Annotated in this window: 22 protein-coding genes and 1 riboswitch; of the genes, 17 read left to right on the top strand and 5 right to left on the bottom strand. The window is 70.9% G+C overall.

From position 1 onward, the window contains the following. Window positions 1–10 precede the first annotated feature (10 nt). The 16 genes from ACWC91_RS37930 (at window position 11) to ACWC91_RS37855 (ending at window position 17,615) form a co-directional block, all read left to right on the top strand. Complete coding sequence (locus tag ACWC91_RS37930; RefSeq protein WP_450726242.1) at window positions 11–1,261, top strand: amidohydrolase family protein; 1,251 nt, start codon at window positions 11–13, stop codon at window positions 1,259–1,261. Further along, window positions 1,258–2,877, top strand: a complete 1,620-nt coding sequence (locus ACWC91_RS37925) for an ABC transporter substrate-binding protein (protein WP_450641249.1) — start codon at window positions 1,258–1,260, stop codon at window positions 2,875–2,877. Before ACWC91_RS37930 ends, ACWC91_RS37925 begins: the two co-directional genes overlap by 4 nt. Further along, complete coding sequence (locus ACWC91_RS37920; RefSeq protein ID WP_225078851.1) at window positions 2,874–3,824, top strand: ABC transporter permease; 951 nt, start codon at window positions 2,874–2,876, stop codon at window positions 3,822–3,824. The genes ACWC91_RS37925 and ACWC91_RS37920 overlap by 4 nt, the downstream gene beginning before the upstream one ends. Further along, window positions 3,821–4,633 carry an ABC transporter permease gene (locus tag ACWC91_RS37915; RefSeq protein ID WP_450641251.1) on the top strand — a complete coding sequence of 271 codons (813 nt, stop codon included), beginning with the start codon at window positions 3,821–3,823 and terminating at the stop codon, window positions 4,631–4,633. Before ACWC91_RS37920 ends, ACWC91_RS37915 begins: the two co-directional genes overlap by 4 nt. Continuing rightward, window positions 4,630–5,598 (top strand): ABC transporter ATP-binding protein, encoded by a 969-nt coding sequence (locus ACWC91_RS37910; protein WP_225078849.1) that lies wholly within the window; start codon window positions 4,630–4,632, stop codon window positions 5,596–5,598. Before ACWC91_RS37915 ends, ACWC91_RS37910 begins: the two co-directional genes overlap by 4 nt. After that, window positions 5,595–6,428 carry an ABC transporter ATP-binding protein gene (locus ACWC91_RS37905; protein WP_225078848.1) on the top strand — a complete coding sequence of 278 codons (834 nt, stop codon included), beginning with the start codon at window positions 5,595–5,597 and terminating at the stop codon, window positions 6,426–6,428. The genes ACWC91_RS37910 and ACWC91_RS37905 overlap by 4 nt, the downstream gene beginning before the upstream one ends. Before the next feature lie 12 nt (window positions 6,429–6,440). After that, entirely contained in the window at window positions 6,441–7,757 is a 1,317-nt protein-coding gene (locus ACWC91_RS37900) for an amidohydrolase family protein (RefSeq protein ID WP_450641254.1), read from the top strand. Window positions 7,758–7,961: 204 nt separating this feature from the next. After that, a complete protein-coding gene (locus ACWC91_RS37895) occupies window positions 7,962–8,315 on the top strand; it encodes a YciI family protein (RefSeq protein WP_225078846.1) in 354 nt (117 codons plus the stop codon). Beyond that, complete coding sequence (locus ACWC91_RS37890; RefSeq protein WP_450641255.1) at window positions 8,312–9,565, top strand: RNA polymerase sigma factor; 1,254 nt, start codon at window positions 8,312–8,314, stop codon at window positions 9,563–9,565. The genes ACWC91_RS37895 and ACWC91_RS37890 overlap by 4 nt, the downstream gene beginning before the upstream one ends. 515 nt (window positions 9,566–10,080) lie before the next feature. Further along, window positions 10,081–11,088 carry a substrate-binding domain-containing protein gene (locus tag ACWC91_RS37885; protein WP_281154366.1) on the top strand — a complete coding sequence of 336 codons (1,008 nt, stop codon included), beginning with the start codon at window positions 10,081–10,083 and terminating at the stop codon, window positions 11,086–11,088. A gap of 169 nt (window positions 11,089–11,257) precedes the next feature. Then, window positions 11,258–13,768, top strand: coding sequence for a nitrate- and nitrite sensing domain-containing protein (locus tag ACWC91_RS37880; protein ID WP_450641256.1), 2,511 nt, complete (start codon window positions 11,258–11,260; stop codon window positions 13,766–13,768). 11 nt (window positions 13,769–13,779) lie between these two features. Then, window positions 13,780–14,208 (top strand): roadblock/LC7 domain-containing protein, encoded by a 429-nt coding sequence (locus ACWC91_RS37875; protein WP_225078843.1) that lies wholly within the window; start codon window positions 13,780–13,782, stop codon window positions 14,206–14,208. 1 nt (window position 14,209) lies between these two features. Further along, complete coding sequence (locus tag ACWC91_RS37870; protein ID WP_225078842.1) at window positions 14,210–14,566, top strand: DUF742 domain-containing protein; 357 nt, start codon at window positions 14,210–14,212, stop codon at window positions 14,564–14,566. Continuing rightward, the gene (locus ACWC91_RS37865; RefSeq protein ID WP_376502034.1) at window positions 14,553–15,170 is read left to right on the top strand and encodes a GTP-binding protein; all 618 of its coding nucleotides are present in this window, start codon (window positions 14,553–14,555) and stop codon (window positions 15,168–15,170) included. The genes ACWC91_RS37870 and ACWC91_RS37865 overlap by 14 nt, the downstream gene beginning before the upstream one ends. Before the next feature lie 192 nt (window positions 15,171–15,362). After that, window positions 15,363–16,385, top strand: a complete 1,023-nt coding sequence (locus ACWC91_RS37860; RefSeq protein WP_450641258.1) for a phosphotransferase family protein — start codon at window positions 15,363–15,365, stop codon at window positions 16,383–16,385. Window positions 16,386–16,391: 6 nt separating this feature from the next. Further along, entirely contained in the window at window positions 16,392–17,615 is a 1,224-nt protein-coding gene (locus tag ACWC91_RS37855) for an acyl-CoA dehydrogenase family protein (RefSeq protein ID WP_450641259.1), read from the top strand. A 323-nt stretch (window positions 17,616–17,938) separates the two neighbouring features. Here ACWC91_RS37855 and ACWC91_RS37850 read toward each other — a convergent pair whose 3' ends face one another. The 4 genes from ACWC91_RS37850 to ACWC91_RS37835 all read right to left on the bottom strand — a co-directional run bounded on the left by ACWC91_RS37850 (window position 17,939) and on the right by ACWC91_RS37835 (window position 20,663). Next, a complete protein-coding gene (locus ACWC91_RS37850; RefSeq protein WP_401781341.1) occupies window positions 17,939–18,106 on the bottom strand; it encodes a hypothetical protein in 168 nt (55 codons plus the stop codon). A gap of 17 nt (window positions 18,107–18,123) precedes the next feature. Further along, a complete protein-coding gene (locus ACWC91_RS37845) occupies window positions 18,124–18,477 on the bottom strand; it encodes a hypothetical protein (protein WP_225078837.1) in 354 nt (117 codons plus the stop codon). 704 nt (window positions 18,478–19,181) lie between these two features. Then, window positions 19,182–19,403, bottom strand: coding sequence for a hypothetical protein (locus tag ACWC91_RS37840; RefSeq protein ID WP_225078836.1), 222 nt, complete (start codon window positions 19,401–19,403; stop codon window positions 19,182–19,184). A gap of 267 nt (window positions 19,404–19,670) precedes the next feature. Then, window positions 19,671–20,663 (bottom strand): helix-turn-helix transcriptional regulator, encoded by a 993-nt coding sequence (locus tag ACWC91_RS37835; RefSeq protein WP_225078835.1) that lies wholly within the window; start codon window positions 20,661–20,663, stop codon window positions 19,671–19,673. Between the two features lie 209 nt (window positions 20,664–20,872). Here ACWC91_RS37835 and ACWC91_RS37830 point away from each other — a divergent pair, with 209 nt between their 5' ends. Next, on the top strand, window positions 20,873–24,634 hold the full coding sequence (locus ACWC91_RS37830) for a S8 family peptidase (RefSeq protein ID WP_450641262.1): 3,762 nt from the start codon (window positions 20,873–20,875) through the stop codon (window positions 24,632–24,634). A gap of 129 nt (window positions 24,635–24,763) precedes the next feature. Here ACWC91_RS37830 and ACWC91_RS37825 read toward each other — a convergent pair whose 3' ends face one another. Next, complete coding sequence (locus ACWC91_RS37825) at window positions 24,764–25,252, bottom strand: inorganic diphosphatase (RefSeq protein ID WP_225078833.1); 489 nt, start codon at window positions 25,250–25,252, stop codon at window positions 24,764–24,766. 27 nt (window positions 25,253–25,279) lie between these two features. Further along, window positions 25,280–25,345: riboswitch (Fluoride riboswitch) on the bottom strand. Window positions 25,346–25,736: the final 391 nt, after the last annotated feature.

The raw sequence follows: 25,736 nt of genomic DNA, 5'->3' as shown, positions 1-25,736 counted from the left end.
TGATAACCATATGACTCTCCAGGGACGGAGTTCCAGCCCTTTCACCGACTCGAAGGGGGCCGTTGGCATGACCCACGCCCTGTTCACCCACATTCGCCCTCATGGCGGAGATCCTCACGACGTGCTGGTGACCGACGGCCGCATCGCGGCCGTCGATCCCGCGACGCGGCCAGGGAACTGCGTCGTCGTCGACGGCGGCGGTGCCCTTGCCCTGCCTTCCCCCGTCGACGCGCACATCCATCCCGACAAGTCCGCCTGGGGCCGGCCATGGCTGAGCCGCGAACCCGCCGACACGCTCCGCGAACTGATCACGAACGACGTTGCCACCCAGCGCGCCATGACCTCTCCGGTGCACGAACGCGCCGGCGCCCTGATCGCCCGGGCGGTCGGCCGCGGCACCCGGGCGATGCGCGCGCACGTCGATGTCGCCCCGGTCCACGGGCTCTCCCACCTGCACGGGATCCGCGCCGCCGCCGCTCCGTTCGCGTCGGCGATGGACCTGCAGGTGGTGGCCTTCCCCCAGCTCGGCCTCCTCACCGAGCCCGGCACCGCCGAGTTGCTGGAGCAGGCCGTCAAGGAGGGCGCCGACATCGTCGGCGGCCTGGATCCGATCGGCATCGACGGTGACCTCGACGGGCATCTGGACGTCCTGTTCGGCATCGCCGAGCGCACCGGCGCACCGATCGACATCCACCTGCACGACCGCAGCCGAGCGGGCCTGGACCAGATCTCCGAGATCGCCCGCCGCACCCTGGCCGCGGGCATGCGGGGAAAGGTCACGATCAGCCACGCGTTCTGCCTGTCCGACTGCGACGCCACCGAGTTGGAGCGCACCGCCGAGTTCCTGGCCGTGGCGGACGTGGCGGTGACCACGTGCGCGCTCGGCAGCGAGCCGGTCGTGCCCTTCCGGCCGCTGGTGGAACGGGGCGTGCGGGTCGGCGCCGGTTCGGACGGCGTGCGGGACGCCTGGACCCCGTTCGGCGACGGCGACATGTTCACGCGGGCGCATCTGCTCGCGTACCGCACCGATGCCCGCACCGACGAGGAACTGGCGGCGTGCTACGCCGTGGCGGCGCACGGCGGCGCGGACGTCATGGGCCTGGAACGGTCCGACCTGCGAATCGGCGACCCCGCCGACTTCGTTCTGCTGGCCGGGGAGTCCGTCGCGCAGGTACTCGTCGACCGGCCGCTGCCCGCGATGGTCGTCCGCGCCGGGAACGTCGTCGCCCGTGACGGGCGCCTCGAGAGGACCACCCGGTGAAGCGCCGCAGGCCGGCCCTGCTCACCGGCGGACTCGCGCTCGCCCTGACCGCCTGCGGCAACACCGCGCTGGGCGGGCAAGGAGCGGCCCTCACGACGGCGGACCTCGCCACCGCCACCGCGTCGGCCGCCCACGGCGTGGACCGGATCACCTGGAACCTGCCCTACGAGCCACAGACGCTGGATCCGATCCGCTCCTTCAACTACGCCGAGAACACCGCGCTCGCGAACATGTGCGAGAGTCTGATGCGGCTCACCCCCGACCTGAAGATCCGCCCCGGTCTGGCCGTGAAGGCGGAGAATCCGACCCCGACCCGGTGGGTCTACACGCTGCGCAAGGACGTCAGGTTCTGGGACGGCAAGCAGATGACCGCCGACGACGTGGCGGCCAGCCTCAACCGCCACCTGGACCCGGCGCTGGGCACCTGGTGGAGCGACTACTTCGAGACCGTCGCCTCCATCAAGGCGACCGGGCCGTTCCAGGTCACGGTGGACCTCAAGCAGCCCGACGTGCTCTTCAACCAGGCCATGGCGACCGCCGCCGGCGCCGTCGTGGAGAAATCGTTCCTGGACAGGGCCGGAAAGAACCTCGGCTCCCCCACAGGCGGAGTCATGTGCACCGGACCCTTCGAGTTCGCCGGCTGGAAGCCCGGCGACTCCCTTCGACTGACTCGCAATGACGACTACTGGAACGCCGAACTCAAGGCGAAGTCGAAGACGTTGGTGTTCCGGTTCATCGCCGACGAGACCACCGCGGTCAACGCACTGCGGTCCGGCGAGGTCGACGGTCAGTACTTCTACCTCCCCCCTGCCGGACTCAGTCAACTCGTCGACTCCCCCACCGGCTCGGTCACCCTCGGCCGCTCCCTCACCTTCTGGGCCCTGCTCGGCGCCGCCAAGTCCGGTCCGTACGCCGATCCACGTGTGCGTGAGGCACTGTCGGCCGCCCTCGACCGACCGGGAATCGCCCGGGTGATCTTCCAGGGGGCCGCGGCCCCGGAGAGCACGTTGGCCAACTCCGACTACTGGGGCTACGCCGCCGGCACCTTCCGCGCCGCACACGACGCTCTGCCCGCGGCGAAGCCCGACCTCGCCCGCGCCAAGCGGCTTCTGAAGGCCGCCGGCAAGCCGTCCCGTCCCCTCACCATCGGCATCCAGGGAAGTTCGGCGGTGCACGAACAGACCGCGAGCATCATCAAGGCCGCCGGCGAGGACCTCGGGCTCGACGTCAGGATCAAGGTCGTCCCGGTCGAGCAGTACGGCAACCTCTACAGCGACCCCAAGGCCCGCGAAGGCATCGACGCCTTCCTGAGCACCTGGTACGGCAACATGCCCGATCCCCTCGACGTCTACCGCGTGTTCACCAAGGGCGGCCGGTCCAACTTCGACGACTACGCGTCCGTGGACGGCGCCGTCAGACAGGCCCAGGCCGCCTACGGCCCGCAGCAGCGCGCCGAGCTGGTCGGCGGAATCCAGGCCGCCGTCAGCAGGGACGTGCCCTGGACGCCGATCTCCTCCCTGCCCGTCATCCTCTACATGAACAAGGGGATCACCGGAGCGGTCGCCTCGTTCTCGTACCTGTACTACCCCTGGGCCGCCGGGATCGGTGCGCGATGAGGTGGCTGACATTCCTGGCGCGACGACTGGCCGCGCTCGCGGCGGTCCTCCTCGTGGCCTCGTTCCTGGTGTACGGGCTGCTCTACACGGTCCCCGGCGGACCGATGGCGTTCCTGCTGGGCAACCGCAGCGGCAGTCCCGAGCAGATCGCGGCGATCCGTCACCAGTACCACCTCGACGAGCCGTTCCTGGTCCGCTACTTCAGCTGGCTGGGCGACGCGCTGCACGGTGACTTCGGTCAGTCCCTGGTCTACCGCCAGGACGTGTCCGCCCTGATGTCCACCCGGCTGGCGACGACGGGGCTGCTGGTGCTGTACGCCACGCTGATCATCGTCGTGATGGGCATCGCCCTCGGCCTGCTCGGAGCGCTGCGGCGGGGCCCGGTCGACGCGGCCGTCTCCGTGGTCAACAGCGTCTTCCTGGCCACTCCCACCTTCGTCGTGGGCGTGGTGCTGGTCGTCGTCTTCGCCCTGGGGCTGGGCTGGTTCCCGGTGTTCGGCCCGGGAGCGGGCCTGGGCGACCGGCTGTATCACCTGACGCTGCCCGCCATCGCCCTCAGCCTCGGCAGCGCCGGCTTCCTGGCCCGCATCACCCGCGCCTCGGTAGGCACGGAGTTGAGCCGCGAACACGTGGAGACGGCACGCAGCCGCGGGTTCTCCGAGTCCCACATCGTCCGCCGGCACGTGCTGCGCAACGCGTCGATCCCGGTCGTGACCGTCATGGGCCTCACCGTGGCCGGACTGATCGCGGGCTCCGTGGTGGTCGAGAACATCTTCGCGCTGGACGGTCTCGGCTCGCTGCTCGTGCGGGCCATCCTCCAGCGGGACTTCGCCGTGGTGCAGGGCGTCGTTCTCGTCCTGGTCTCCGCGTTCGTCATCGTCAACCTGGTGGTCGACCTGTGCTACTCGCTCATCGACCCCCGTCTGTCTCCCGGGGAGGCGACATGAAGGCACGCCTGGGCCCGACGGGCCTCGCCGCACTGGCACTTCTCGCGGTCGTCGCCGTGGTCAGCGCCTGTGCGCCGCTGCTGGCGCCCTACGATCCGAATCGGCCCGACCTCCTCAACGCGCTGTCCGGGAGCACCGGCAGCCACCTGCTCGGTGGTGACGCGCTCGGCCGGGACATCCTGTCGCGGCTGATGTTCGGGGCCCGCACGACGCTGCTGGGCCCGCTGGTCACCATCGCCCTGTCCACCGTGGTGGGCACCACGCTCGCGATCGTCGCCGCGTGGTCCGGAGGCCGGGTCGACGCCGTCATCTCCCGGCTGCTCGACGTGCTGTTCGCCGTGCCAGGCATCGTGTTCGCCCTGGTGACCGTGGCCGTGGTCGGTCCCGGTATGACGGGAGTGGTCCTCGGCCTGGCCGTGGCGTACACGCCGTACGTGGCTCGCGTCGTCCGCAGCGCCGCGCTGCGGGAACGCGGCCTCCCCTACATCTCGGCCGCCTGGCTCCAGGGCAGATCGGCCGTCGCCATCTGCGGGCGCCACCTGCTGCCCAACCTGCGCCCGCTGATCGTCGCCCAGTCGGTGTCGGCACTCGGCTTCGCGATCATCGACCTGGCCGCGATCTCGTTCCTCGGACTCGGCGTTCAGCCGCCGGCCGCCGACTGGGGCCTGATGGTCAAGAGCGGACTGGACGGCGCGATGCGCGGCCAGCCGATGGAGGCCATCAGCGCGGGCGTGCTGATCGTGATCGTGGTGGTCGCGGTGACGGTGCTCGGCGACCGGATGGGTGCTGAGCGAGGGAGTGCGCGATGAGCAACGATCTCCTGGTCCTGGACCAGCTGCGGCTGGAGGTTCCGGCCGGCCGCGGGCAATGGCGGACACTCGTCGACGACGTCGGCCTCACCGTCGCCCCGGGCGAAGCCGTCGGCCTCGTCGGCGAATCCGGCTCGGGCAAGTCGATGACCGCGCGGTCCATCCTGCGGCTCACCCCGCCCGGCGCACGGCTGAGCGGCCGGATCCAGTTCGACGGCACACCGGTTCTCGACCTCGGGGCGCGGGAGCTGCGCGCCCTGCGGTCGCGTCGGATCGCGATGATCTTCCAGGACCCCCGGGCACACATCAACCCGGTCCGCAGCATCGGTGACTTCCTCACCGAGGCGCTGGTATCCAACCTGTCGGTGCCCCCGAAGGAGGCTCACGCCAAGGCCGTCCGGCTCCTCGCCGATGTCGGCATCACCGACGGCGAACGCCGGATGCGCCAGCATCCGCACGAGTTGTCCGGCGGACTGCTCCAGCGCGTCATGATCGCGTCGGTGCTGGCCGTGGAACCCGACCTGGTCCTCGCGGACGAGCCCACGACCGCTCTGGACGTGACCACCCAGTCGGAGGTGATGGCCATCCTGGACGAACTGCGCCGGGACCGCGGTATGGCCATGTTGCTGATCACCCACGACCTCGAACTCGCCGCGGCGACCTGCGACCGCATCGGCGTCATGTACGCCGGGCGGATCGTGGAGGTGCAGTCCGCCGAGGCGCTCACCGGATCCCCCCGGCATCCCTACAGCAGTGGCCTGTTGACATCCCGACCGAGCATCGACCAGGTCGTCCACCCGCTGCCCGTCGTCCCCGGCCGGGCGGTCGCGGCCTTCGAGGCGGGCGAAGGCTGTGCCTTCGCACCCCGCTGCGCGGTCGCCACACCGGAGTGCTCCACCGCCCGCCCGGCGCTGCGCGCGGTGGGCAGCGCCCACGTCGCCTGCATACGAGCGGAGGAACCGTGACCGAGATCCTGGTCAGGGCGGAAGGTCTGCGCAAGGTCTACGGGAAGGGCGCGGTCGCCGTCGACGACCTGTCCTTCACCCTCGCCCGCGGTGAATCACTGGCCGTCGTGGGCGAGTCCGGCTCCGGCAAGACCACCGTCGCCCGCATGCTGCTGGGCCTGGAAACCCCCACGGCCGGCACGATCAGCGTCTGCGGACGGCCGCGGACGGGCCGAACCGGCTCGGCCGAACGGCGCCGCCGGGCCCGGGAGATCCAGATGGTCTTCCAGGACCCGTACTCGTCGCTGGACCCGTTGCAGCGGATCGGGGACGTCATCGAGACCAGCCTCGCCCTGCACTTCCCGCTGAGCGCGAACGAGCGGCGCGGCCGGGCCCTGGAACTGCTGGAGGCCGTGGGGCTGACCGACCGGCACGCCACGATGCTGCCCCGCCAGCTCTCCGGCGGACAGCGGCAACGCGTCGCCATCGCCCGCGCGATCGCCGTCGAGCCGCAGGTTCTGGTGCTGGACGAGGCGGTCGCGGCGCTGGACGTCTCCGTGCAGGCGCAGATCCTCAACCTGCTGACCGACATCCGCGCACGCAGCGGCATCAGCTACGTGTTCATCTCGCACGACCTGGCGGTCGTCAACCAGATCAGCGACACGGCGATCGTGATGTCCGCCGGCCGCGTGGTCGAGCGCGGGCCGACCCGGCAACTGCTGCGCGCCCCGCAGGAGGAGTACACCAAAGCCCTCCTGGACGCGGTTCCCCGACCCGGCTGGAAGCCCCGCCGTCGCGCGGCCGGCTCCCCCCCTTCCCCACATCCCGCCTCCCCCCGTCCCCAGCACTGAGAGGCCATCACCATGTGTCTGGACCACCACCAGCCGCCGCCCTCACACGTCGCCCGGCGCGGCGTCCTCGCCACCGCCATGGCACTGGCCGGCGGATCCCTGCTCGCCGGCACCGCCGAGGCGGCCGACCGTACGCCCGCGCCGGATCGGAAGGCGCCCGGCACCGGCCCGGCGCCGTCCGGAGGCACCCTCGTCATCGACGGCGGCACCCTCCTCGATCCGCTGACCGGGGAGGTGACCGCCGACTCCGTGGTCGTCATCGTGGACGGCACCGTGCGGGCCGCGGGCAGCCGGGACACCACCCGGCGTGCCCGCGCGGCGCTGCGAGCGGGCGTGAGCGTGGTCGACGCCCACGGCCGATGGGTGCTCCCCGGCCTGGTCGACGCGCACATCCACATCAACTCCCTCACCGAGGCCGGAACGGCCCTGCGTCAGGGGGCGACCAGCGTGCGCAGCGGATCCACCACCTTCTACCAGGACATCGCCGTACGCGAACTGGCCCGGTGGGCCCCGGACCGGGCACCGCGGACGCGGGCCGCCGGCATCTTCGTCACCCCCGACCTCGGCGACACGATCCTGGCCGACCCCGACCTCGCCCCGGTGGCCCGCCTCAAGGACGGCGTCCGCTCGTCCGAGGCGCTGCGCCGGGTGGTCGACGTGAACCTGAACCGGGGCGCGGACGTCATCAAGACGCGGGTCAACGACCGTGCGGGCCTGCCGGACCAGGACCCGCTGCGCCAGGTGTACAACCGCGACCAACTCGCCACGGTAGTGGCGGCGGCGCGGCGCCGCGGCGCCGGCGTCCTCTGCCACAGCTACAGCGAACAAGGCTGCCGGGACGCCGTCCTGGCGGGCATCCGCAGTCTGGAGCACGGGGTCTTCGTCGCCGAGGACACGCTGCACGAAATGCGGCGCCGCGGTACGTACTTCACGCCCACCCTGACCGCCATCGCCGGGCTGGCCGAATCCGACGACCCCGTACTCGCCGCGCGTGGGCGCGAGTTCCTCCCCGTACTGCGGCAAGCCGTGCGCGCGGCACACGACATGGGCGTTCCGCTGGCGGCGGGCACCGACTCCGCCGGGGGGCAGATCGATCCGATCGGCGGCGAGGTGGTGCTGATGCACCAGGCCGGCCTGCCGGCCCTGGACGCCATCCGCACCGCCACGACGGCGGCGGCGCGGCTGACCGGACTGAGCGGCAGCGCCGGGCGGCTGGCGCAGGGCTTCCGTGGGGACGCGGTGCTGCTCGCCGGCAATCCGCTGGAGGACATCACAGCAATGAGGACGCCGAGCGCGGTGATCAGCAACGGCGTCGTCGTCGGCACCTGACGGCCCCCCGCGCGGGCGGTGCGCACTGATCTCGGCGTGACCGGGCGTGCGCTTCGGCCACGGTGCCCGAAGAGCGCGCCCGGTCACGAGGCAGGGCCTGGGGCGCCCTGACAAGATTTCTCCGGTCGTCCTGTCGATTCTCCCCGCGGCCATTCGTCATATCCGCATATCCGCGCAACCAACCCCAGGCACGAGGAGCGCCCCGTGAAGTACCTGCTGCTGATCAACACCCTGTCGCCCGACTCCACCGAAGAGCGACCGGCCGAGGGACCGACCGTGGAAGAGTTCATGGCGTTCGAGAAGGCCGTCTCCGACGCCGGCGTCAAGCTGGACGGCAACGCCCTTGACGTCTCGAACGCGACCACCGTACGCGTCCGCGTGAATGGGGAGCGCGTCGTGACCGACGGGCCGTTCGCCGAGACCCGGGAGATCGTCGGCGGCTACTACCTGATCGATGTTCCCGACCTCGACGCGGCGCTCGACTGGGCGGCCCGGTGCCCCGGGGCCCGGTACGGCACCGTCGAGGTCCGCACGGTCTGGGAGCCGGATCACTCGTGAACGAACGGCGAGCGGCCCGCTCCGTGGAGGCGGTGTTCCGCGAGGACCGGAGCCGGCTGCTCGCCCTGCTCGCGGCACGGTTCGGAGATCTCGATCTTGCCGAGGAGACCGCCTCCGACGCGATCGAGGCCGCGTTGGAGCGGTGGCCGGTCGACGGAGTGCCGGACAAGCCACTGGCCTGGTTGCTCACCACGGCACGCCGCAAGGCCATCGACCGGATCCGGCGCGACCGCGCGTACGCGGAGCGGCTGGCGGTGCTCCAGGTGGAGAGCGACCGGGCCGCCGCCGTGGTCCCCGCCGAGCCCGGCTTCGACGACATCCCCGACGAGCGGCTGCAACTGTTCTTCACCTGCTGCCACCCCGCGCTCTCTCCGGAGGCACAGACCGCGCTGACGCTGCGCTTTCTGGCCGGCCTGACCACACCCGAGGTCGCCCGGGCATTCCTGGTGCCCACCGCGACGATGGCCCAGCGCATCGTGCGCGCGAAACGCAAGATCCGCAGTGCGCGCATCCCGTTCCGCGTCCCGGGGCCGGCCGAACTGCCCGCGCGGCTGCCCAGCGTGCTCCGGGTCGTCTACCTCGTCTTCACCGAGGGGTACGCCGCCAGCTCCGGCGACGACCTCGTCCGCCCCGATCTGGCCGAGGAGGCCATCCGGCTCGCCCGTATCCTGCACCGGCTGCTTCCCGGAGAACGAGAGGTGACGGGGCTGCTCGCGCTGCTCCTCCTCACCGACGCGCGGCGCGCGGCCAGGACCGACGCCGCGGGAGGCCAGGTGCTGCTCGAAGACCAGGACCGCGCTCTGTGGGACGCCGGCCTGATCGACGAGGGGCGACGGCTCGTCGTACCGGCCCTGACGGGTCCCGGTGTGGGAGCGTACGCGGTGCAAGCGGCGATCGCGGCACTGCACGACGAGGCGACCGGCTTCGAGACGACCGACTGGCCGCAGATCGTCGCGCTCTACGACGTGCTGCTTCAGATCGAGCCATTCCCGCTGGTCGCGCTGAACCGGGCCGTCGCCGTCGCCATGCGCGACGGCCCCGAGGCGGGGCTTGCCCTGCTGGACGCCCTGACCGAGGCCGAGGAACTGCGGGGCTACCACCTGCTTCCCGCGGCGCGGGCCGACCTGCTGAGAAGGCTGGGCCGCACCACCGAGGCGGCCGCCGCCTACCGGGCCGCCCTCGACCTCGTCGGCAACGAACCAGAACGAGCCATGCTCGCCCGCAGGCTCGCGGAACTCTCCGACCGGTGACGGGCCTGGCCCGGTGACGGCCCGCAGCCGGCGCGGGCGCGTGGCACTGGCGCATCGCCGCTTCGAGCTCGTACGGGTCGGTCAGAGCCGGGTCGACGGCGTCCTCGGCGGTGGTGTCGAGCGGCGGAACCGGCGTCTGCGCCGGGTAGGTGCGGGAACTACAGGCGCGCCACAGAAGGACCGGCAAGGACAACCGGGTCCCGCCGGACTCCGGTTCCTCCGTCGCCCTCCTCGCCCCAGCGCGCTCACCTCGCCGGATGGCCGCTCACGCGCAGGGGCCCGGCGTGCGGAACGTACCGGGCCTCAATCGTGCCGCCGCAAAAGGCGGATGATCACAATGCGGCAGCAACAAGCCACGGCAGGTCGCCGATCACTTGACTACCGGGCGTCACACGCGGTTGGCTCCGGCTCAACGAGAGCCACCCGCCCGGTCGTACGTCCGTCGGCCCTCCGCCCCAGTCCCTCCCCCCCCCGTTTGCTACATGCTCGGCTGCACAGTGAGGTGCCGCACCCTCATGAAGACTCCTCCTTCGCCCAAGTACCGCAGATCCGCCTCCGGCACCGCGCTGACGGCCGCTGTCGCCGTCTGCCTGCTCATTTCCGGCTGCTCCGGCTCCGAAGACGCGCGGTCCGGATCGGGCGCGCGGGCATCCGGTGGGTCCGGGCTCAAGGTCGCCCTGGTCACCCATGGGGCCGAGGGAGACGCCTTCTGGCAACTGGTCCGCAGGGGCGCCGAGGTGGCGGCGGCCAAGGACGGCGTCGAGCTGACCTACGCGAGCGACGCCGATGCCGCCGGGCAGGCGAAGTTGGTGCGGGACGCGATCCGGGAGGGGGTCGACGGCATCGCGCTGACGCTGGCCAAGCCGGATGCGATGAAGGGGCCGATCGCGGAGGCCAAGGCGGCGGGCATACCCGTGGTCGGGCTCAACTCCGGTATCGGGTCCTGGCGTTCCAGCGGTGTGCTGCAGTACTTCGGCCAGGACGAGAGCGTCGCCGGCCGGGCCGTCGGGGACAAGCTGGAGGACCTGGGGGCCAAGCACGCCCTGTGCGTCATCCACGAGCGGGGCAACATCGCGCTGGAGGCACGCTGCGCCGGTGTGAAGAAGGCCTTCGGCGGCAGGACCGACATGCTCTACAGCGACGGCACCGACATGGACGCCCTGACCGAGTCGGTCGCGGCCCGGCTGCGCTTGGACCGCGACATCGACGAAGTCGTCACCAACGGAGCGCAGTTCGCGCTGGCCGCGGTCAAGTCCGTGCACAAGGCGGGCAGCAGGGCGCACATCGCCACCTTCGACCTGAACAAGGAACTGGTCAAGGCGGTTCAGGACGGAGATGTGCAGTTCGCGGTGGACCAGCAGCCCTACCTCCAGGGCTATCTCGCCGTAGACGCGCTCTGGCTCTACAGGTCCAACGGCAATGTCAGCGGTGGCGGTGTCGCTCCGGTGCTCACCGGTCCCGCCTTCGTGACCAAGACGAACGTCGCGTCGGTGGCCAAGCTGGCCGCCGACGGCACGCGCTGAGAACATGCCGTATACGGGGCGCCGGTGACATGACGACACGGTCCTTCTCCGTCCGCCCGTCACCTGCGCGGACGGGCGTCGCCCGCGTCTCCCGGCCCGTACCGGACGCGCCGTCACCCCGCCCACTCGTTCCCCTCTTTCCCGTCTTCCCGCAGATCGCTCTAGGACGATGATGTCTCCACAGACACCGCCGACAGGTTCCCGGCGCCGTCTCGGTTCGATACGGCTCTCACTGGTCCTCCTGGCCCTGGTCCCCACCGTCGCGCTCGCCGCCATGTGGGGTGTGACCACGACCCAGATGTTCTCCGAGGGCCTCCGGCTGCGCTCACAGACAGCGCTGAGCAGGTCGACCGGCGCCATGGGCACCGACGCGGCGCTCGCCCTCCAGCAGGAGCGCGGGCTGTCGGCGGCGTGGCTGGCGTCCCCGCACGGCTCCCGGGCCGCTCTGGACGCGCAGCGCGTGACCACGGACAAGGCGGTCGCCGAGCTGGTCGGCCAGGCCGACTCGATCAGGCAGGCCCCCGCCCGCATCAAGAACCGGATGTACTCGGTCGTCGCGTCGGTGGGCAGCCTGGAGTACTACCGGGGCCAGGTGGACAAACCGACGGACATCACCGGTGAACAGGCCCTGGACCAGTACACCGCGATCATCGACGACCAGATCCATGCCTTCCAGGAGCTCTCACAGGTCGACGACGGCGACCTCACCTCCCAGGCCGGGCCGCTCGTGGCGTTGGAGCACGCCGCGGAGCTGGTCTCCCAGGAGGACGCGCAGCTCACCCTGGCGTGGTCGTCCAAACGCATGGACCAGGAGGCGTGGGACAGGTTCGCCCAACTGGTGCACACCCGACGCTGGCTCGTCGAGGACCAGATCGTCCCCTCGCTCCAGGGCAGCACGAAGACGCAGACCGAACGGATCCTGCAGTCGGCGGAGTGGCGGACGCTGGAAGCCGTCGAGGACCAGGTGCTCTCGGCCCGGGGCAAGGCCACCGGCGCGCACGGGTTCGCGCTGCCTGACGCGCGGGCGAGATGGGGCGCCGCGGTCGACAAGCTGTCCGTCCAGTACTCGATGCTGATCCGGCAGCAGACGGCCTCGCTGCTCGACCGCAGTGCCGACCGAGCGCACGGGCTGCTGCTGAAGTCCGCCGTCCTGAGCGCGGCAGGCCTGGCCGCCCTGGTCCTGTGCGTCGGCATGTCCTGGCGGATCACCCGGTCCCTGTCCCGGCGGCTGCTGGGGCTGAGGATCGCCACGCTCCGCCTGGCGGAGGAGCGGCTGCCCGACGTGGTGGCCCGGCTGGACCGGGGCGAGAAGGTGGACGTGGACTCCGCGACGCCGCCGCTGGACTACGGCACCGACGAACTCGGCCAGGTCGCCCAGGCATTCAACACCGCGCAGCGTACGGCCGTGCACACCGCGGTCGAACTCGCCGACACCCGGCGCGGTTTCCAGAAGGTGATCCTCGGGATCGCCCGGCAGAGCCAGAACCTGATCAACCTTCAGCTCAGCAAGCTCGACGCGCTGGAACGGCGGCACCAGGACCCGGAGGTCCTCCAGGGCCTGTACGAACTGGACTCCACGGCGAGCCAGTTGCGCCGCTACGAGGAGAACCTCGTCATCATCAGCGGCGAGCAGCCCCGGCGCAGCTGGACCGAGCCGGTCGCGCTGATCGACATCCTGCGCGGCGCCGTCGGCGAGGTCGCCGAGTACCAGAGGGTGGAGGTGCACACCGACGAGGAGGTGTACCTCGCCCCGCCCGCGGTGGCCGACGTCATCCATCTGCTGGCCGAGCTCATCGACAACGCGACCGCGTACTCCGCCGCCCCGAGCCCCGTCGGAGTGCGGGCCGCGATGGTGGCCAAGGGCCTCGTCATCGAGGTCGAGGACCGCGGCCTCGGTATGTCCGAGGAGGACTACGCCCAGCTCAACGCTCATTTGGCCGTGTCCCCGCAGTTCGACGTGGTGGCGCTCGCCGACGACCTGCGGCTCGGTATGTTCGTGATCGCCCGCCTGGCCACCCGGCACGGCATCACCGTCACCCTGCGCTCCTCGCCTTACGGCGGGACCACCGCGATCGTGCTCGTCCCGCACGACATCGTGGTGCCCGAGGCGGCCGGCTCCCCGCAGACGCGGCCACAGCCGTCCGAGACCGTGCGGATGCCCGGACCAGGGCGTCCGGAACGGACCGGGGAGGGCCCGGCCCCCGCCGTCAACGCCCGGCGGAGGAAGCCGTCCGCGGGGCAGAACGCCTCCCGTGCGGGTGACAGCGGACGCGGGGCGGAACGGACACGTGAGCCGGGGCTCTCCCCGCTGCCGCGCCGGGTGCCGCAGACCAGTCTGGCCGCCGAGCTGCGCGGAGAGGCCGTGCCCGTCGTCGAGGACGACCCCCTCGACGACTTCACCGCCGAACGCGCCGCCTCCTCACTGGCCGGCTTCCAGCGCGGCACACGTGAGGCCCGGCACGACGACACCCAGGAAAGGGCCGACGACCCGGAGGAGGCCGCCGCACCGGACTGCTCCGGACCGGACGGCTCTGCACCGGACAGCTCCGGACCGGACAGCTCCGATGCGGACAGCTCCGATGCGCGCGTTCCCGCCGCAGGCACCGCCACCCCCAAGGCCTCGACCGTGTTCGAGCCGGGGGGACATCCACCCTCGACTTCGCCCGCCGACCGCACATGAAGGACAGCCATATGACACGCCCCACCCCCGCCACGCACACCCAGCTCGACCAGCTGCTGACCGGTCTCGTGGAACGGGTCGCCGACGTCAACCACGCCGTCGTGCTCTCCGAGGACGGACTGGTCGTCAGCAAGTCCACTGGATTCCCGCGTGACGACGCCGAGCGGCTGGCGGCGACCGCGTCCGGCCTGATGAGCCTCAGCAAGGGCGTCAGCATGGACTTCGGCGGCGGCCCGGTGCGGCAGGCGCTCATCGAACTGGCCCACACCTATCTGATTCTCACCTCGGCCGGACCGGGCGCCCATCTCGTCGTTCTCACCGGCCCCGGCGCCGACGTCGGTGTGGTGGCGTACCAGATGAACATGCTGGTGAAGAAGATCGGCGAGCACCTGAGCGCGGCCCCGCGTCCGGGTGCCGACGCGTCCGGCAACGGCGAGTGAGGTGAACGGAGGCGACGCGGCGGGCCGGCTCGTTCGGCCGTTCACCCTGACCGGTGGACGGACCCGTCCCAGCCGCGCCGACTTCACCCTCATCACGATGGTGACGGCAGTGGATCCGCCGCCCGAGCGAGCCGTCCGGCTCCAGCCCGAACACGCTCGGATCCTGAAGCGGTGCGCGGAGCCGATCACCGTGGCAGAGCTCGCCGCCCATCTCGATCTTCCGGTGAGCGTGGTGGTGATCATGCTCTGCGATCTGCTGGAGGCCGGCCGGATCACCGTCAACGGGCCGTCCCCGGTCTCCCGCACCCCGGACCTGGACCTTCTGCAGAAAGTGAGGGACGGCCTTGGCCGGCTCTGACACCACCGCCCGGTCGTCATCGGTCCCCGACACAGCGAAGATCCTGATCGCCGGGGGTTTCGGGGTCGGCAAGACCACCATGGTCGGGTCGGTCAGCGAGATCGCCCCGCTGCGCACCGAGGAACCGCTGACCGCCGCGGGCCTGGACGTCGACGACCTCGACGGCATCGAGCACAAGCAAGCCACCACCGTGGCCCTGGACTTCGGCCGGATCACGGTCAGCTCGGATCTCGTGCTGTATCTCTTCGGCACACCCGGTCAGCAGCGGTTCTGGTTCATGTGGAACGACCTGGCCGTGGGCGCGCTCGGCGCCGTCGTCCTGATCGACGTCCGCCGGCCGGAGACCAGCTTCGCCGCCATCGACTTCTTCGAGAACCGGGGCATCCCCTTCGTCGTCGGTGTCAACGGCTTCCATGGCCGGCACCCCTACCCGCCGGACGAGATCCGGGAGTCCCTGGCGCTGCCCGCACACGCCCAGGTACTGCTGTGCGACGCGCGTGACCGCGAGTCGTGCCGGGACGTTCTGATCGCCCTGGTCGACCAGTTGATCGCCTCGGCCACCGAGGCGGACGAGTCCCGGCCTCGTCCGCTCCGGGGCCGCTGAGGTCCGGCGAGGCGGAGCGGCGGGCGACCGCGGCCACGGCCACGGCCACGTAACGCCGCCTGGTCTTCAGGAGTTCTCCAAGGACTGGCGACCGAGACACGGGTCACTTCGGCATACAGGCACTGGACGACATACCGACCAGTCGGCATGATGGTCGGTCACGTGATGTCGTCTCGTCTCCCAGGAGCAACGATGAGCCCCGACCACCCGCCCGGACTCGATCTCGACCGGCTGCGCGGACTGCTCGACCGGGAGCGGCCAGGTCTGGTGCGGGGCCCTCTGACCGGCCGGCTGATCGAGGGCGGACGGTCGAACCTCACGTACGCGGTCTCGGACGGCACCTCGCGGTGGGTCGTGCGGCGCCCCCCGCTGGGCCACGTCCTGGCCACCGCGCACGACATGGGACGCGAGCACCGGGTGATCAGCGCCCTGCACCCGACGGAGGTGCCGGTGCCTCGCCCGGTGCTGCTGTGCGAGGACGAGGACGTGCTCGGCGCGCCGTTCTACGTGATGGAGTTCGTCGAGGGCACCCCGTACCGCACCGCGGACCAGCTCGCCCCGCTGGGCGAGGAGCGCACCCGGAACGCGGTGCTGTCGCTGGTGGACACCCTCGTCGAGCTGCACGCGGTGGATCCGGCCGAAGTGGGCCTCGATGGCTTCGGCCGCCCCGAGGGCTTCCTGGACCGGCAGCTGCGGCGCTGGGGCAAGCAGCTGGCGGCCTCCCGCAACCGCGAACTGGCCGGCGTCGACGAGCTGCACGCGGCGCTCGGGCGCGCGCTGCCCGTCTCCCCCGCCCCGGCCGTCGTGCACGGCGACTACCGCCTCGACAACGTGCTGCTCGGACCGGACGACCGGATCACGGCGGTCCTCGACTGGGAGATGTCCACCCTCGGCGACCCGCTGACCGACCTGGGCCTGCTGGTGATGTACAGCACGCCGCTGGGCATGCCCGACTCACCGGTGTCCACCACCGCCCAGGCCCCGGGGCACCCGTCCGCGGCGGAGCTGGTCGAGCGGTACGCCGCGCGCTCGGGGCGGGACGTCTCGGCCGTGTCCTGGTACACGGCGTTCGCCTGGTTCAAGCTCGCCGTGATCCTGGAGGGCATCCACTACCGGTACACGCTCGGCCAGACGGTCGGGCGAGGCTTCGACCGCATCGGCGACCTCGTCCCCGTCTTCATCGACCACGGACTGACGACTCTTCAGGAAGGCTGACCGGACATGGACTTCGCGTTCGACGCGCGCACCGAGGAGCTGCGCGCCAGGCTCCTGGCCTTCATGGACGAGTACGTGTACCCGGCCGAAGCGGTGGCCGAGGAGCAGCGGGCCGCGCTGTCCTCCCCGTGGGACACCCCGGCGGTGGTGGAGGAACTCAAGGCGGAGGCGCGCAGGCAGGGCCTGTGGAACCTCTTCCTGCCGGACGCCGAGTACGGCGCCGGGCTGACCAACCTCCAGTACGCCCCGCTCGCCGAGATCACCGGCCGCTCCCCGCACCTGGCACCCACCGCGCTGAACTGCGCGGCGCCCGACACGGGCAACATGGAGGTGCTCGCGCAGTTCGGCGACGAGTGGCAGAAGAAGCAGTGGCTCCAGCCGCTGCTCGCGGGCGAGATCCGTTCGGCGTTCGCGATGACGGAGCCGGAGGTGGCCTCCTCGGACGCCACCAACGTCACCACGCGCATCGAGCGCGCCTCCGACGGTTCGGACAAGTACGTCGTCACCGGGCGCAAGTGGTACATCTCCGGTGCGATGAACCCGGACTGCAAGATCTTCATCGTGATGGGCAAGACCGACCCGGACTGCCCGGACATCCGCCGCCAGCAGTCCATGGTGCTCGTGCCGCGCGACACGCCCGGCGTCACCGTCCGGCGCGCGATGCGGGTCTTCGGGTACGAGGACCACTCCCACGGCGGCCACGCCGAGGTGGTCTTCGACCATGCGCGCGTGCCCGCCTCCCACCTGATCGGCGAGGAGGGAAGCGGCTTCGCCATCGCCCAGGCCCGGCTCGGACCGGGGCGCATCCACCACTGCATGCGGCTGATCGGCATGGCCGAGCGGGCGATCGAGCTGATGTGCCGGCGAGCCGTCTCCCGCACCGCCTTCGGCAAGGCGCTGGCCCAGCAGGGCGTGGTCCACAACTGGATCGCGGACGCGCGGGTCACCGTCGAGCAGCTGCGGCTGCTGGTGCTGAAGACGGCCTGGCTGATGGACACCGTCGGCAACAAGGGGGCGCACACCGAGATCCAGGCCATCAAGATCGCCACACCCCGCGCCGTGGTCGGCATCCTCGACCGGGCGATCCAGCTGCACGGCGCGGGCGGCTTCAGCCAGGACCTCCCGCTCGCCGAGCTGTACGCGGGCGCGCGCACGCTGATGATCGCCGACGGGCCGGACGAGGTCCACCAGCGGTCGCTGGCACGGCGAGAGTTGAAGAAGTACCTGTGACCCGTGGGGTGCGGACCGGCGGCTCCTCCTCACCCTGACCACCGCGCGAAGAACGCGACTCCTGGCGCTGCCCACCAGCGCCAGGAGTCGCTTGTCAGGCGGTTTCGCTTGTGTCGCCGGTCCGTGCCCGCAGCATGCGGTACGCGAGACCGGGGGCTGGGCGACGGCCGAGGACGTCGTCTCGCGGACGTTCCTGGAACCGTGGTCGTGGTCGTGGCTCACTCCCAGGACGCCGCCGGCCGCACCTCCTGACCCGGAGACCTGGCGACCTGGCGACCTGGCGACCTGGCGACCTGGCGACCTGGCGACCTGTCCAGAATCAACTACCGGTGATAGGTCGACGAGGGCGCGTCCTGTCTGCCGAGCAGTTCCATCGCCTGATGCTGCGTGTGTTCTGCTGCCAGTTGAGCCTCCGCGACGACGTCACCACGTTCGCGTATCAGATCGTCGTAGATCAGCAGTTGGATCTGTTCAGTGGGGCTGGGGGTCACAGTCGATCCCTGCGCTTTCAGGCCCGGTTGAGCCGGGCTGCGATTCCGTGCCCGATCAGCAAATACATCACTGCGGGAAGACCATAATTAAGGACGACGCGTAGGCTTTCCGTGTCCATTGTGAAGATGTCCTGCGACCACCAGGCCAGCCAGTCCGCCGTTCCCTGCACGAACTTGACGAATACATTCGCCTGGTTCGCGTCGAGCAGGAACAACAGGATCCACAGGACCAGCAGACCTGCCGCGATGTCGGCGATCGTGCAGACCGTCAGCGCCGCGCGCCGTCCAGCCGCCTGACGGCGCACGGGGCCGTCCGGGCTTGTGGGCCCGTGGTACGCGGGGTATCCGGAAGCCGGATCTGTGTTGCTCACAAGAAATTCCGATCTGGGGAGGTGGTGTGTTGGCGCGGTCGCCCGGAGCATTGAAATTCAGTCCGGGGTGCCGCCCGCTTCTCTTTTCTTCTGCGTCTTCCCGACGCGGTCGCGTTACACCTCGATCGCGATGCCGCATCTATGGCCGCCTGTCCGGCACTTACCGAAATGTTCAGGCGCGGCGAAATATTTGAGGATGGCACGGCAGAAACACCGGCACGATCCGGTTTTGAGTCTCCACGTCACCGAGGCCGGTAGGCGGTGGCCAGCACGGAGACGGTGACCTGGCCGGGCAGGGGACCGTCCTACACGAGTTGGCGACCTACGTCGCTGCGGCCGTCGGCTACCCCCAGACCGAGGTCGGCCTCTCCCGCGCCCTCCTGGCCCGCCTCACGGAGGGCGTCGCGACGATGGCCACGACACTCACGGCGATGTCGGAATGGGGCCGTGCATGGGAGGGGGGTCGCCTCAAGGGGCCGAGCGGGAGGGGCTGTTGCGGGGCTGGGTGGGCAAGAGCCTCCGATCACGACCGGAGCCGGACGACGACTACGGCAGCGGCGCCGGTGCCGGTGCCGAGATCGAGGGTCTGGTCCACTTGTGGAGCGGCGGGGCCCGGGAGGGGTTCTTGTCGGCAGCCAAGCATCGGGTGTTCCGGCCGGCCGTTCGGCCACGCGGCCCGCCGCACTCCCGCAAGCTGCGTCAGTTCAACTGCCGTCACTGCTCCGACGGTCGGCACGAGCGAGGCCGGTCAGGTATCTGAGCAAGCCCAGGGTTGCGGCGGCGAGGAGCCCGCCGACGGCTGTCCGGGCGGTGCTTCCCAGGGTGGAGCCCGCAGCCGTCATCCCCACCGCATAGAGGCTGAGCAGCGCCAGGGCGGTGAAGGAGAGGACGGCCACAAGTGCTCTGGCCAGTCGAGAGCCGGTCATCGCGGTTCCTCCGGTGTTGTTCGTGGGTCTCGAGGTTCTGTCAGGCCTCACCGGTGGACCTTGAGGAGTGCGGCGTCTGTTTCGCCGGGCCTCGGCGCGCATCATCATACGTGGATCATTTCGATCGCGCTGTTTGAACGCGCCTGACTGCCGTGCCGCCGGCCAAGCACGCCACAGGTACTGGGCGACGACACGTGATCAGAAAGCAGCACCCGAGCCATGGCCCGCGCCCAGCCGCACTCGCGTGGCTTCCCAGGCGGCCGAAGGTCAGAGTTGGGGCTCCCGGGCCACCCAGCCCCGTTCGTACGCGTGCCAGCCCAGTTGGAGCCGGGTCGACACTCCGGTCAGTTCCATCAGGCCCTTCACCCGCCGCTGCACGGTCCGCAGACCCAGGTCCAACTGCTTCGCCACGCTCGCGTCCGTCAGCCCGGCAAGCAGCAGCGACAGGACCTCCAGGTCCATGGCGTCCGGCCTGTTGGACTCCTCCTCCTCCGGCCGGCCGCTCCCGCCGAGCCGGATCGGCATCGCCTCCCGCCACACCGCCTCGAACAGACCCATCAGGGACTCCAGCAGTCCGGAGGCGTGGACGACCAGGGCCGCGGGCTCCGCGCCCCGGCCGGTCAGAGGCACCATCGCCAGGGCCCCGTCGGCGACGACCAGCTTGGTGGGCACCCGGTCGACGACCCGGCACTGCTCGTCACGGCTCAGCGCCGCCGACAACTCCATGATCCCGGACGGCAGTGAGAGCACCTCGCGCTCCACCACCACCCGGTACGACACCCCACGCGTGGCGGCCCGCTCCTCGGCCTCGTTCTCCATCCCGCTCACCGCGACCGGCTTCCCGGTGACCAGGGCGCACACCTCGCTGGTCGCCCCCAGTTGCAGCTGGAAGAAGCGGTGCGCCACCGCGCTCGCGCCCGTCACCACCTCGACCAGGTCGTGCACGGCGGAATCGGTCGCCTCCGCCCGGTACTCCTCGGCGAGCATCGCCGCCGCCAGTTCGGCCTGCTCCAGTTCATGGCGCTGCTGGGTCAGCAGGGCTCCCAGCGCCACCGCGGGCAGCGCCGCCACCCAGCGGTCGACGCGGGACGAGGACTGGGCGGCCAGACCGGTCTGTTCCAGCCGGCGCAGGGCCCGTTCGGTGTCCGGCTCGGGGAGTGCCAGCCGGTGGGCGAGATCGGAGACCTCCGCGGCGCCCACCGCCACGAGGGCGCGGTACACCGACTCCTGTATCTCGTCGAGACCTATGGCTCCCAGCATCCCTCGCTCCCCTCCCGGAAGTCCTGACTCCGCACGTCGTCAGTGTCCTCGGTCTCCGGCCGCGGCGAAAAGCGGCCACGGCGTAAACCCGCCGTGGTCATCATCCCTGCATCGCCCGTCGCTCTGCCAATGTGGCGCCACGGCGGTCCCGACAACTTCCGGAATGCCGCTGTTGGTTAAGAGTTAACCGGTTTTACTTAGGGAGAGCGATGCATCCGATATCGCGCACGGCGCTGGGGGCGGCCACCGCCGCCGTCCTGGCCGTCACCGCGATCGCACCGTCCGCGGCTGCGCCGCAGGACGACCCGGCCGCGAAGAGACCACTGACCGGCAGCACGACCGCTGTCAAGGCAGGCACACCGGTCACCGTCACCCTGGTCACCGGCGACAAGGTCCTGGTACGCACGGACGGTTCGGGGGCCGCGTCGGTCACCGCACTGCCCCGCGAGGACGGCTCCGTGCCCCTCCTGCAGACCCGTCAGTCCGGCAAGGACCTCTACGTCTACCCCGACACCGCCGCTCGGGCGCTGGCCGCGGGCAAGGTCGACGAGGAACTCTTCAATGTCACGGGACTCATCCGGCAGGGCTACGACGACGCGCACACCACCGCGCTGCCGCTGATCGCCGTCTACGGCGACGCCGCGGGCCGCACCGCGCCCGCCACGCCGCGCGGCGCGAAGCGCGGCCCCGAACTGGACGCCATCGACGGCGTCGCGCTGAAGACGGACAAGGCGAAGACCGCCGACTTCTGGGCGGACATCACCAACACCCGTTCCCGTTCCGCCTCCGGTCTGAAGAAGATCTGGCTCGACCGCAAGGTCCAGGCCACCCTCGACCAGTCCACCAAGCAGATCGGCGCCGACCTCGCCTGGGCCGCCGGATACACGGGCAAGGGCACCAAGGTCGCCGTCCTCGACACCGGCGCCGACGCGGAACACCCTGACCTCAAGGGCCGGATCACCGCCTCGGAGAACTTCACCGACTCCAGCGGCACCGACGACCGGCAGGGCCATGGCACCCACACCATCTCCACCGTCGGCGGCTCCGGTGCCGCGAGCGACGGCAAGAAGAAGGGTGTCGCCCCCGACGCCGATCTGCTCAACGGCAAGGTCCTCAACGACAGCGGCTACGGCGCCGAATCCTGGATCATCGCCGGAATGCAGTGGGCCGTCGACCAGAAGGCCGACGTCGTCTCCATGAGCCTCGGCAGCCCGGAGCCGACCGACTGCACCGACCCGATGAGCGTCGCCGCCGAGAAACTCGCCCGGAGCAAGGACACGCTCTTCGTCGTCGCGGCAGGCAATTCGGGCCCGACGCTCAACACCGTCTCCTCGCCCGGCTGCGCCCCGAGCGTGCTCACCGTCGGCGCCGTCGACCGCGACGACTCCACCGCCTGGTTCTCCAGCCTCGGGCCCGTGGTCGGCGCACACACCCTCAAGCCGGAGATCGCCGCCCCCGGCGTCAATATCTCCGCCGCGGCCGCGGGCGGCCGGGGCATCTACGCCTACCAGTCGATGTCCGGTACGTCGATGGCCACCCCGCATGTGGCCGGAGCCGCCGCCCTCGTGAAACAGCGTCACCCGGACTGGACCGCGCAGCAGGTCAAGACCGCTCTGGTGTCGTCCGCGAAGAGCGACATCCCCGGCGATGTGCGCGAGACCGGCGCCGGCCGTCTCGACGTGAAGGCCGCAATCGACACCACCGTCGTGGGCGCTCCCGCCGTCCAGGCCGGCACCTTCGCTTGGCCGCAGAACAAGGGCGACCGCACCACCGTCGACCTCCCCTACACCAACTCCGGTACCAAGCCGGTGAAGTTGTCGCTGAAGGTCCAGGGCGTCACCGGCAACGACGGCTCCGAGGTCCGCTCCCCCGTCGCCGCTCTCGACGCGAACACCGTCACCGTCCCGGCCGGGGCCACCGTGAAGGTCCCGCTGCGCATCGACCCGGCCGCGAACCTGAAGGCCGCCCAGTACGGCGACGTCACCGGGCGTGTACTCGCCACCGGGCCCGGCGGTGTGAAGGTCTCCACCCCGTTCTCCCTGTACGTCGAGCCGGAGACCGTCACCCTGCGCGTCAAGATGATCGACCGCGCCGGCAAGCCCGCCAAGGGCTCCTCCTCGCTGGACGTCATCGGCACCGATGCCTCCAGCGGTGAGCGCCGCTACAACGACGGCGCCGCCGAGCAGGTCTACCAGGTGCGCCCCGGCGCGTACTTCGTCTCCGGCTTCGTCATCACGCAGGACGTCGCGGACGCCACGGGCAGCATGACCGAGTCCGTCGGCTACCTCGCCCGGCCCCAGGTCGACGTCGCCAAGGACACCACCCTGGTGCTCGACGCCCGCAAGGCGCACCGGCTCCAGGTGGAGACGGCGGACCGCGCCTCCGAGAGCCGCTCCACGACCCTGTCCTTCGGCCGTACCTGGGACGGGACCTGGCTGCACTCCGGCTCCATCACCGGCAACCGGAGCGTCCGGACCTACCTGGCGGACGTGCAGGGCAAGGCGCGCGACGGTGACTTCGAGTTCGCCAGCCTCTGGCGTGCGTACGCCCCGCAGATCGAGCAGTTGTCGGTCGTCGGCGGTGCCGAACTGCACCCGAGGGTGGCGAGCACCGGTTCCGTCAACCTCGACGGAACGGGCGAGGCCGCGCTGGTCGACGCGGGCACCGGCACCCCCGATGAGCTGAAGGCCGCGGGCGTCGCCGGGAAGATCGCGCTGGTCGAGGCCGGCGACGACGGCTACCTGTACAACCTGGCACGTGACGCGAAGGCCGCGGGCGCGAAGGCGGTCATCGCCCACCGCCGCGCCGCGGGCCCCTGGCAGCCGTCGGTCGGCTTCGGCCAGGCGCCGGTGCCCTCGCTCGGCATCGAGGCGGACGAGGCCGCTCAGCTGAAGGCCGCCCTGGCCAAGGGCCCGGTGACGCTGCACTGGAAGGCCACCGCCGTCAGCCCGTTCGTCTACAGCCTCGCCTTCCCCGAGACCGGCCCGGTCACCTCGGACCGCACCTACCAGGTCCGGGACAAGAAGCTCGGCACGGTCACCGCGACCTACGAGGCGATGGGCGCCGCGGCGGACTACATCGACACGATGATCATGGGGCGGCCGTACGGCGGGGTGTTCTCCGCCGCCACCGACTCCGTCGCCGTCCCCGGCAAGCGCACCGAGTACTACTCGGCGGGCGACACCGCCTGGACCCGCTACCTCTCCTCCAGCTTCCCCTGGGGCGAGCTCATGGCCGACCAGGCGCGCACGTACACCGCCGGCTCGAAGCGGGCGGAGAACTGGTACCGGGGCATCCCGGCCCCCGCCGCCCCGCGCGACGCCGACGGGAAGCTCCAGCTGGCCGCCGAACGGCAGGACAACACGATCGGCGTGGCACCCGCCTTCTGGGGCGACACCGAGCACATGGGCATCCAGGGCTCCTTCGGGGACCTCGGCAGCATGAAGCTCACCAGCGGCGGCAAGGTGATCGGCGAGACCGGATGGCCGTCAGGTGTCTTCACCGTCCCGGCCGAGGACGCCGCGTACGAACTCACCATGGAGACCATGAAGTTCGGGCAGCCCGCAGCCGTGTGGAAGCGGTCCACCCACACCGAGACGGTCTGGAAGTTCCGCTCGCACCGGGACGAGAACGCCTACTCCCAGGGCATTCCGCTGCTCTTCCCGGGCTACGACCTGGACACGGACGGGCTCAAGACCCTTCCGGCGAAGGACGGTCGGACGATCGGCCTGAGCGTCACCGGTCACGCGGGCTACACGCCCGGCGAGTTGGTCGCCGCCAAGGTCTCGTACTCGTACGACGGCGGTGCGACCTGGACCGAGGGCACCACCTCGCAGAGCGGTGGCCGCTGGACCGCGACCGTGAACCACGCGGGCGCGTCCGGCAAGACGGTCACGCTGAAGACCGAACTGACGGACTCCAACGGCAACTCCGTCATCCAGACCGTGACCGACGCGTACGCCGTGCGCTGATCACGATCACGTCCTGACCGGTCCGCCGGACGGCTTTCCCGTGGGGGGTGAGTCCGTCCGGCGGGCCTTTTTCCTCGTCGGCCTCGGCGACGCCACCGGTGGGAGCGGGTCGCGCCCAGCCGATGCGGTTCAGTCGATGCAGCCGGTCAGACGCTCGTAGGTGTGGTGAGCGTCCGACAGGAACTCCTCGGCGCCGGCTGCTCCCTCGCAGCGGACGACCTGCCAGGCGCGGCCGTGTCCCAGCCGTCGCAGCAGGGCCTCCAAAGCCGCGTCGTCGCAGTGCCAGGCCTGCAGTCCCGGCAGGTCCGTGATCTCCTCGAAGCGCGGGTCGCGGGCTGTCACGCAGACGACTTCGTCGACGGGCTGTCCGTCCACGCTGGCGTGGAGCAGGGCGACCGGCCGGGCCCGTACGGTGCCCGGCAGCGCCGGTTCTTCCATCAGGACCAGCACGTCGGCCGGTTCCCCGTCCGGGGTCAGGCTGTCGCCGACGAACCCCTCTCCGACCGGAAACCCGTCGAGTACAGGGTGGGCCGGCTGCCAGGCTGTCGGCTCCGGCTCGTGGTCTGGTGCGACGCGGGAGCCCACGGTCGCTTCCACCTGCACGGTGACCTCCATCATGGCGACCTCCAGTCCTTGCGGATCAGGTACCGGGTAGAGGCCATCAGCGGTGCACGTCCGCGATCGAAGGCGAGCCTCATCGCCTTCCACCATGGTGGGACGCGGGCCTGGATCCCGTCAAAGGGACTGTTCTTGGACCGCCTGAGGAAACTTGAACCGAACCTCCATCCGCCGACGACGTCGGGGGGCCGGTGCACACGCAGGGCGATGCACCGGAGGCCGACTGCCACGCCCCCGGGGAGCCCGGGCACCGGACCGATGGCCGGCCCGGTTGCGACCACTGCCGCCGCGGTGTGCCGGGAGGAAAAGCCGGCGCCGGCACGGGGCGCGACCCACTGCGTCACCGGGCTGGTGACCACCGTGCTGACCGGAAGACCGGCCGCAAGCCCAGACCCGCTGAAGTACGCCGTCCGGCGCAGCACAGGGGCCGACCGCTCGACCGGTTCGGCGCCGCCGGCCTCGGCGCCCGCGTCGACGAGTTCAC

The sequence above is a fragment of the Streptomyces sp. NPDC001204 genome (genome assembly GCF_053598035.1).
The sequence above is the reverse complement of the archived record's forward strand: the minus strand, read 5'-3'. Positions and strand labels throughout refer to the sequence as shown.

Bases quoted from the DNA above. Each gene is read 5' to 3' on its own strand.
- ACWC91_RS37930 (WP_450726242.1), top strand. From the start codon at position 11: ATGACTCTCCAGGGACGGAGTTCCAGCCCTTTCACCGACTCGAAGGGG.
- ACWC91_RS37920 (WP_225078851.1), top strand. From the start codon at position 2,874: ATGAGGTGGCTGACATTCCTGGCGCGACGACTGGCCGCGCTCGCGGCG.
- ACWC91_RS37915 (WP_450641251.1), top strand. From the start codon at position 3,821: ATGAAGGCACGCCTGGGCCCGACGGGCCTCGCCGCACTGGCACTTCTC.
- ACWC91_RS37910 (WP_225078849.1), top strand. From the start codon at position 4,630: ATGAGCAACGATCTCCTGGTCCTGGACCAGCTGCGGCTGGAGGTTCCG.
- ACWC91_RS37900 (WP_450641254.1), top strand. From the start codon at position 6,441: ATGTGTCTGGACCACCACCAGCCGCCGCCCTCACACGTCGCCCGGCGC.
- ACWC91_RS37885 (WP_281154366.1), top strand. From the start codon at position 10,081: ATGAAGACTCCTCCTTCGCCCAAGTACCGCAGATCCGCCTCCGGCACC.
- ACWC91_RS37880 (WP_450641256.1), top strand. From the start codon at position 11,258: ATGATGTCTCCACAGACACCGCCGACAGGTTCCCGGCGCCGTCTCGGT.
- ACWC91_RS37875 (WP_225078843.1), top strand. From the start codon at position 13,780: ATGACACGCCCCACCCCCGCCACGCACACCCAGCTCGACCAGCTGCTG.
- ACWC91_RS37860 (WP_450641258.1), top strand. From the start codon at position 15,363: ATGAGCCCCGACCACCCGCCCGGACTCGATCTCGACCGGCTGCGCGGA.
- ACWC91_RS37855 (WP_450641259.1), top strand. From the start codon at position 16,392: ATGGACTTCGCGTTCGACGCGCGCACCGAGGAGCTGCGCGCCAGGCTC.
- ACWC91_RS37840 (WP_225078836.1), bottom strand. From the start codon at position 19,403: ATGACCGGCTCTCGACTGGCCAGAGCACTTGTGGCCGTCCTCTCCTTC.
- ACWC91_RS37835 (WP_225078835.1), bottom strand. From the start codon at position 20,663: ATGCTGGGAGCCATAGGTCTCGACGAGATACAGGAGTCGGTGTACCGC.
- ACWC91_RS37830 (WP_450641262.1), top strand. From the start codon at position 20,873: ATGCATCCGATATCGCGCACGGCGCTGGGGGCGGCCACCGCCGCCGTC.
- ACWC91_RS37825 (WP_225078833.1), bottom strand. From the start codon at position 25,252: ATGATGGAGGTCACCGTGCAGGTGGAAGCGACCGTGGGCTCCCGCGTC.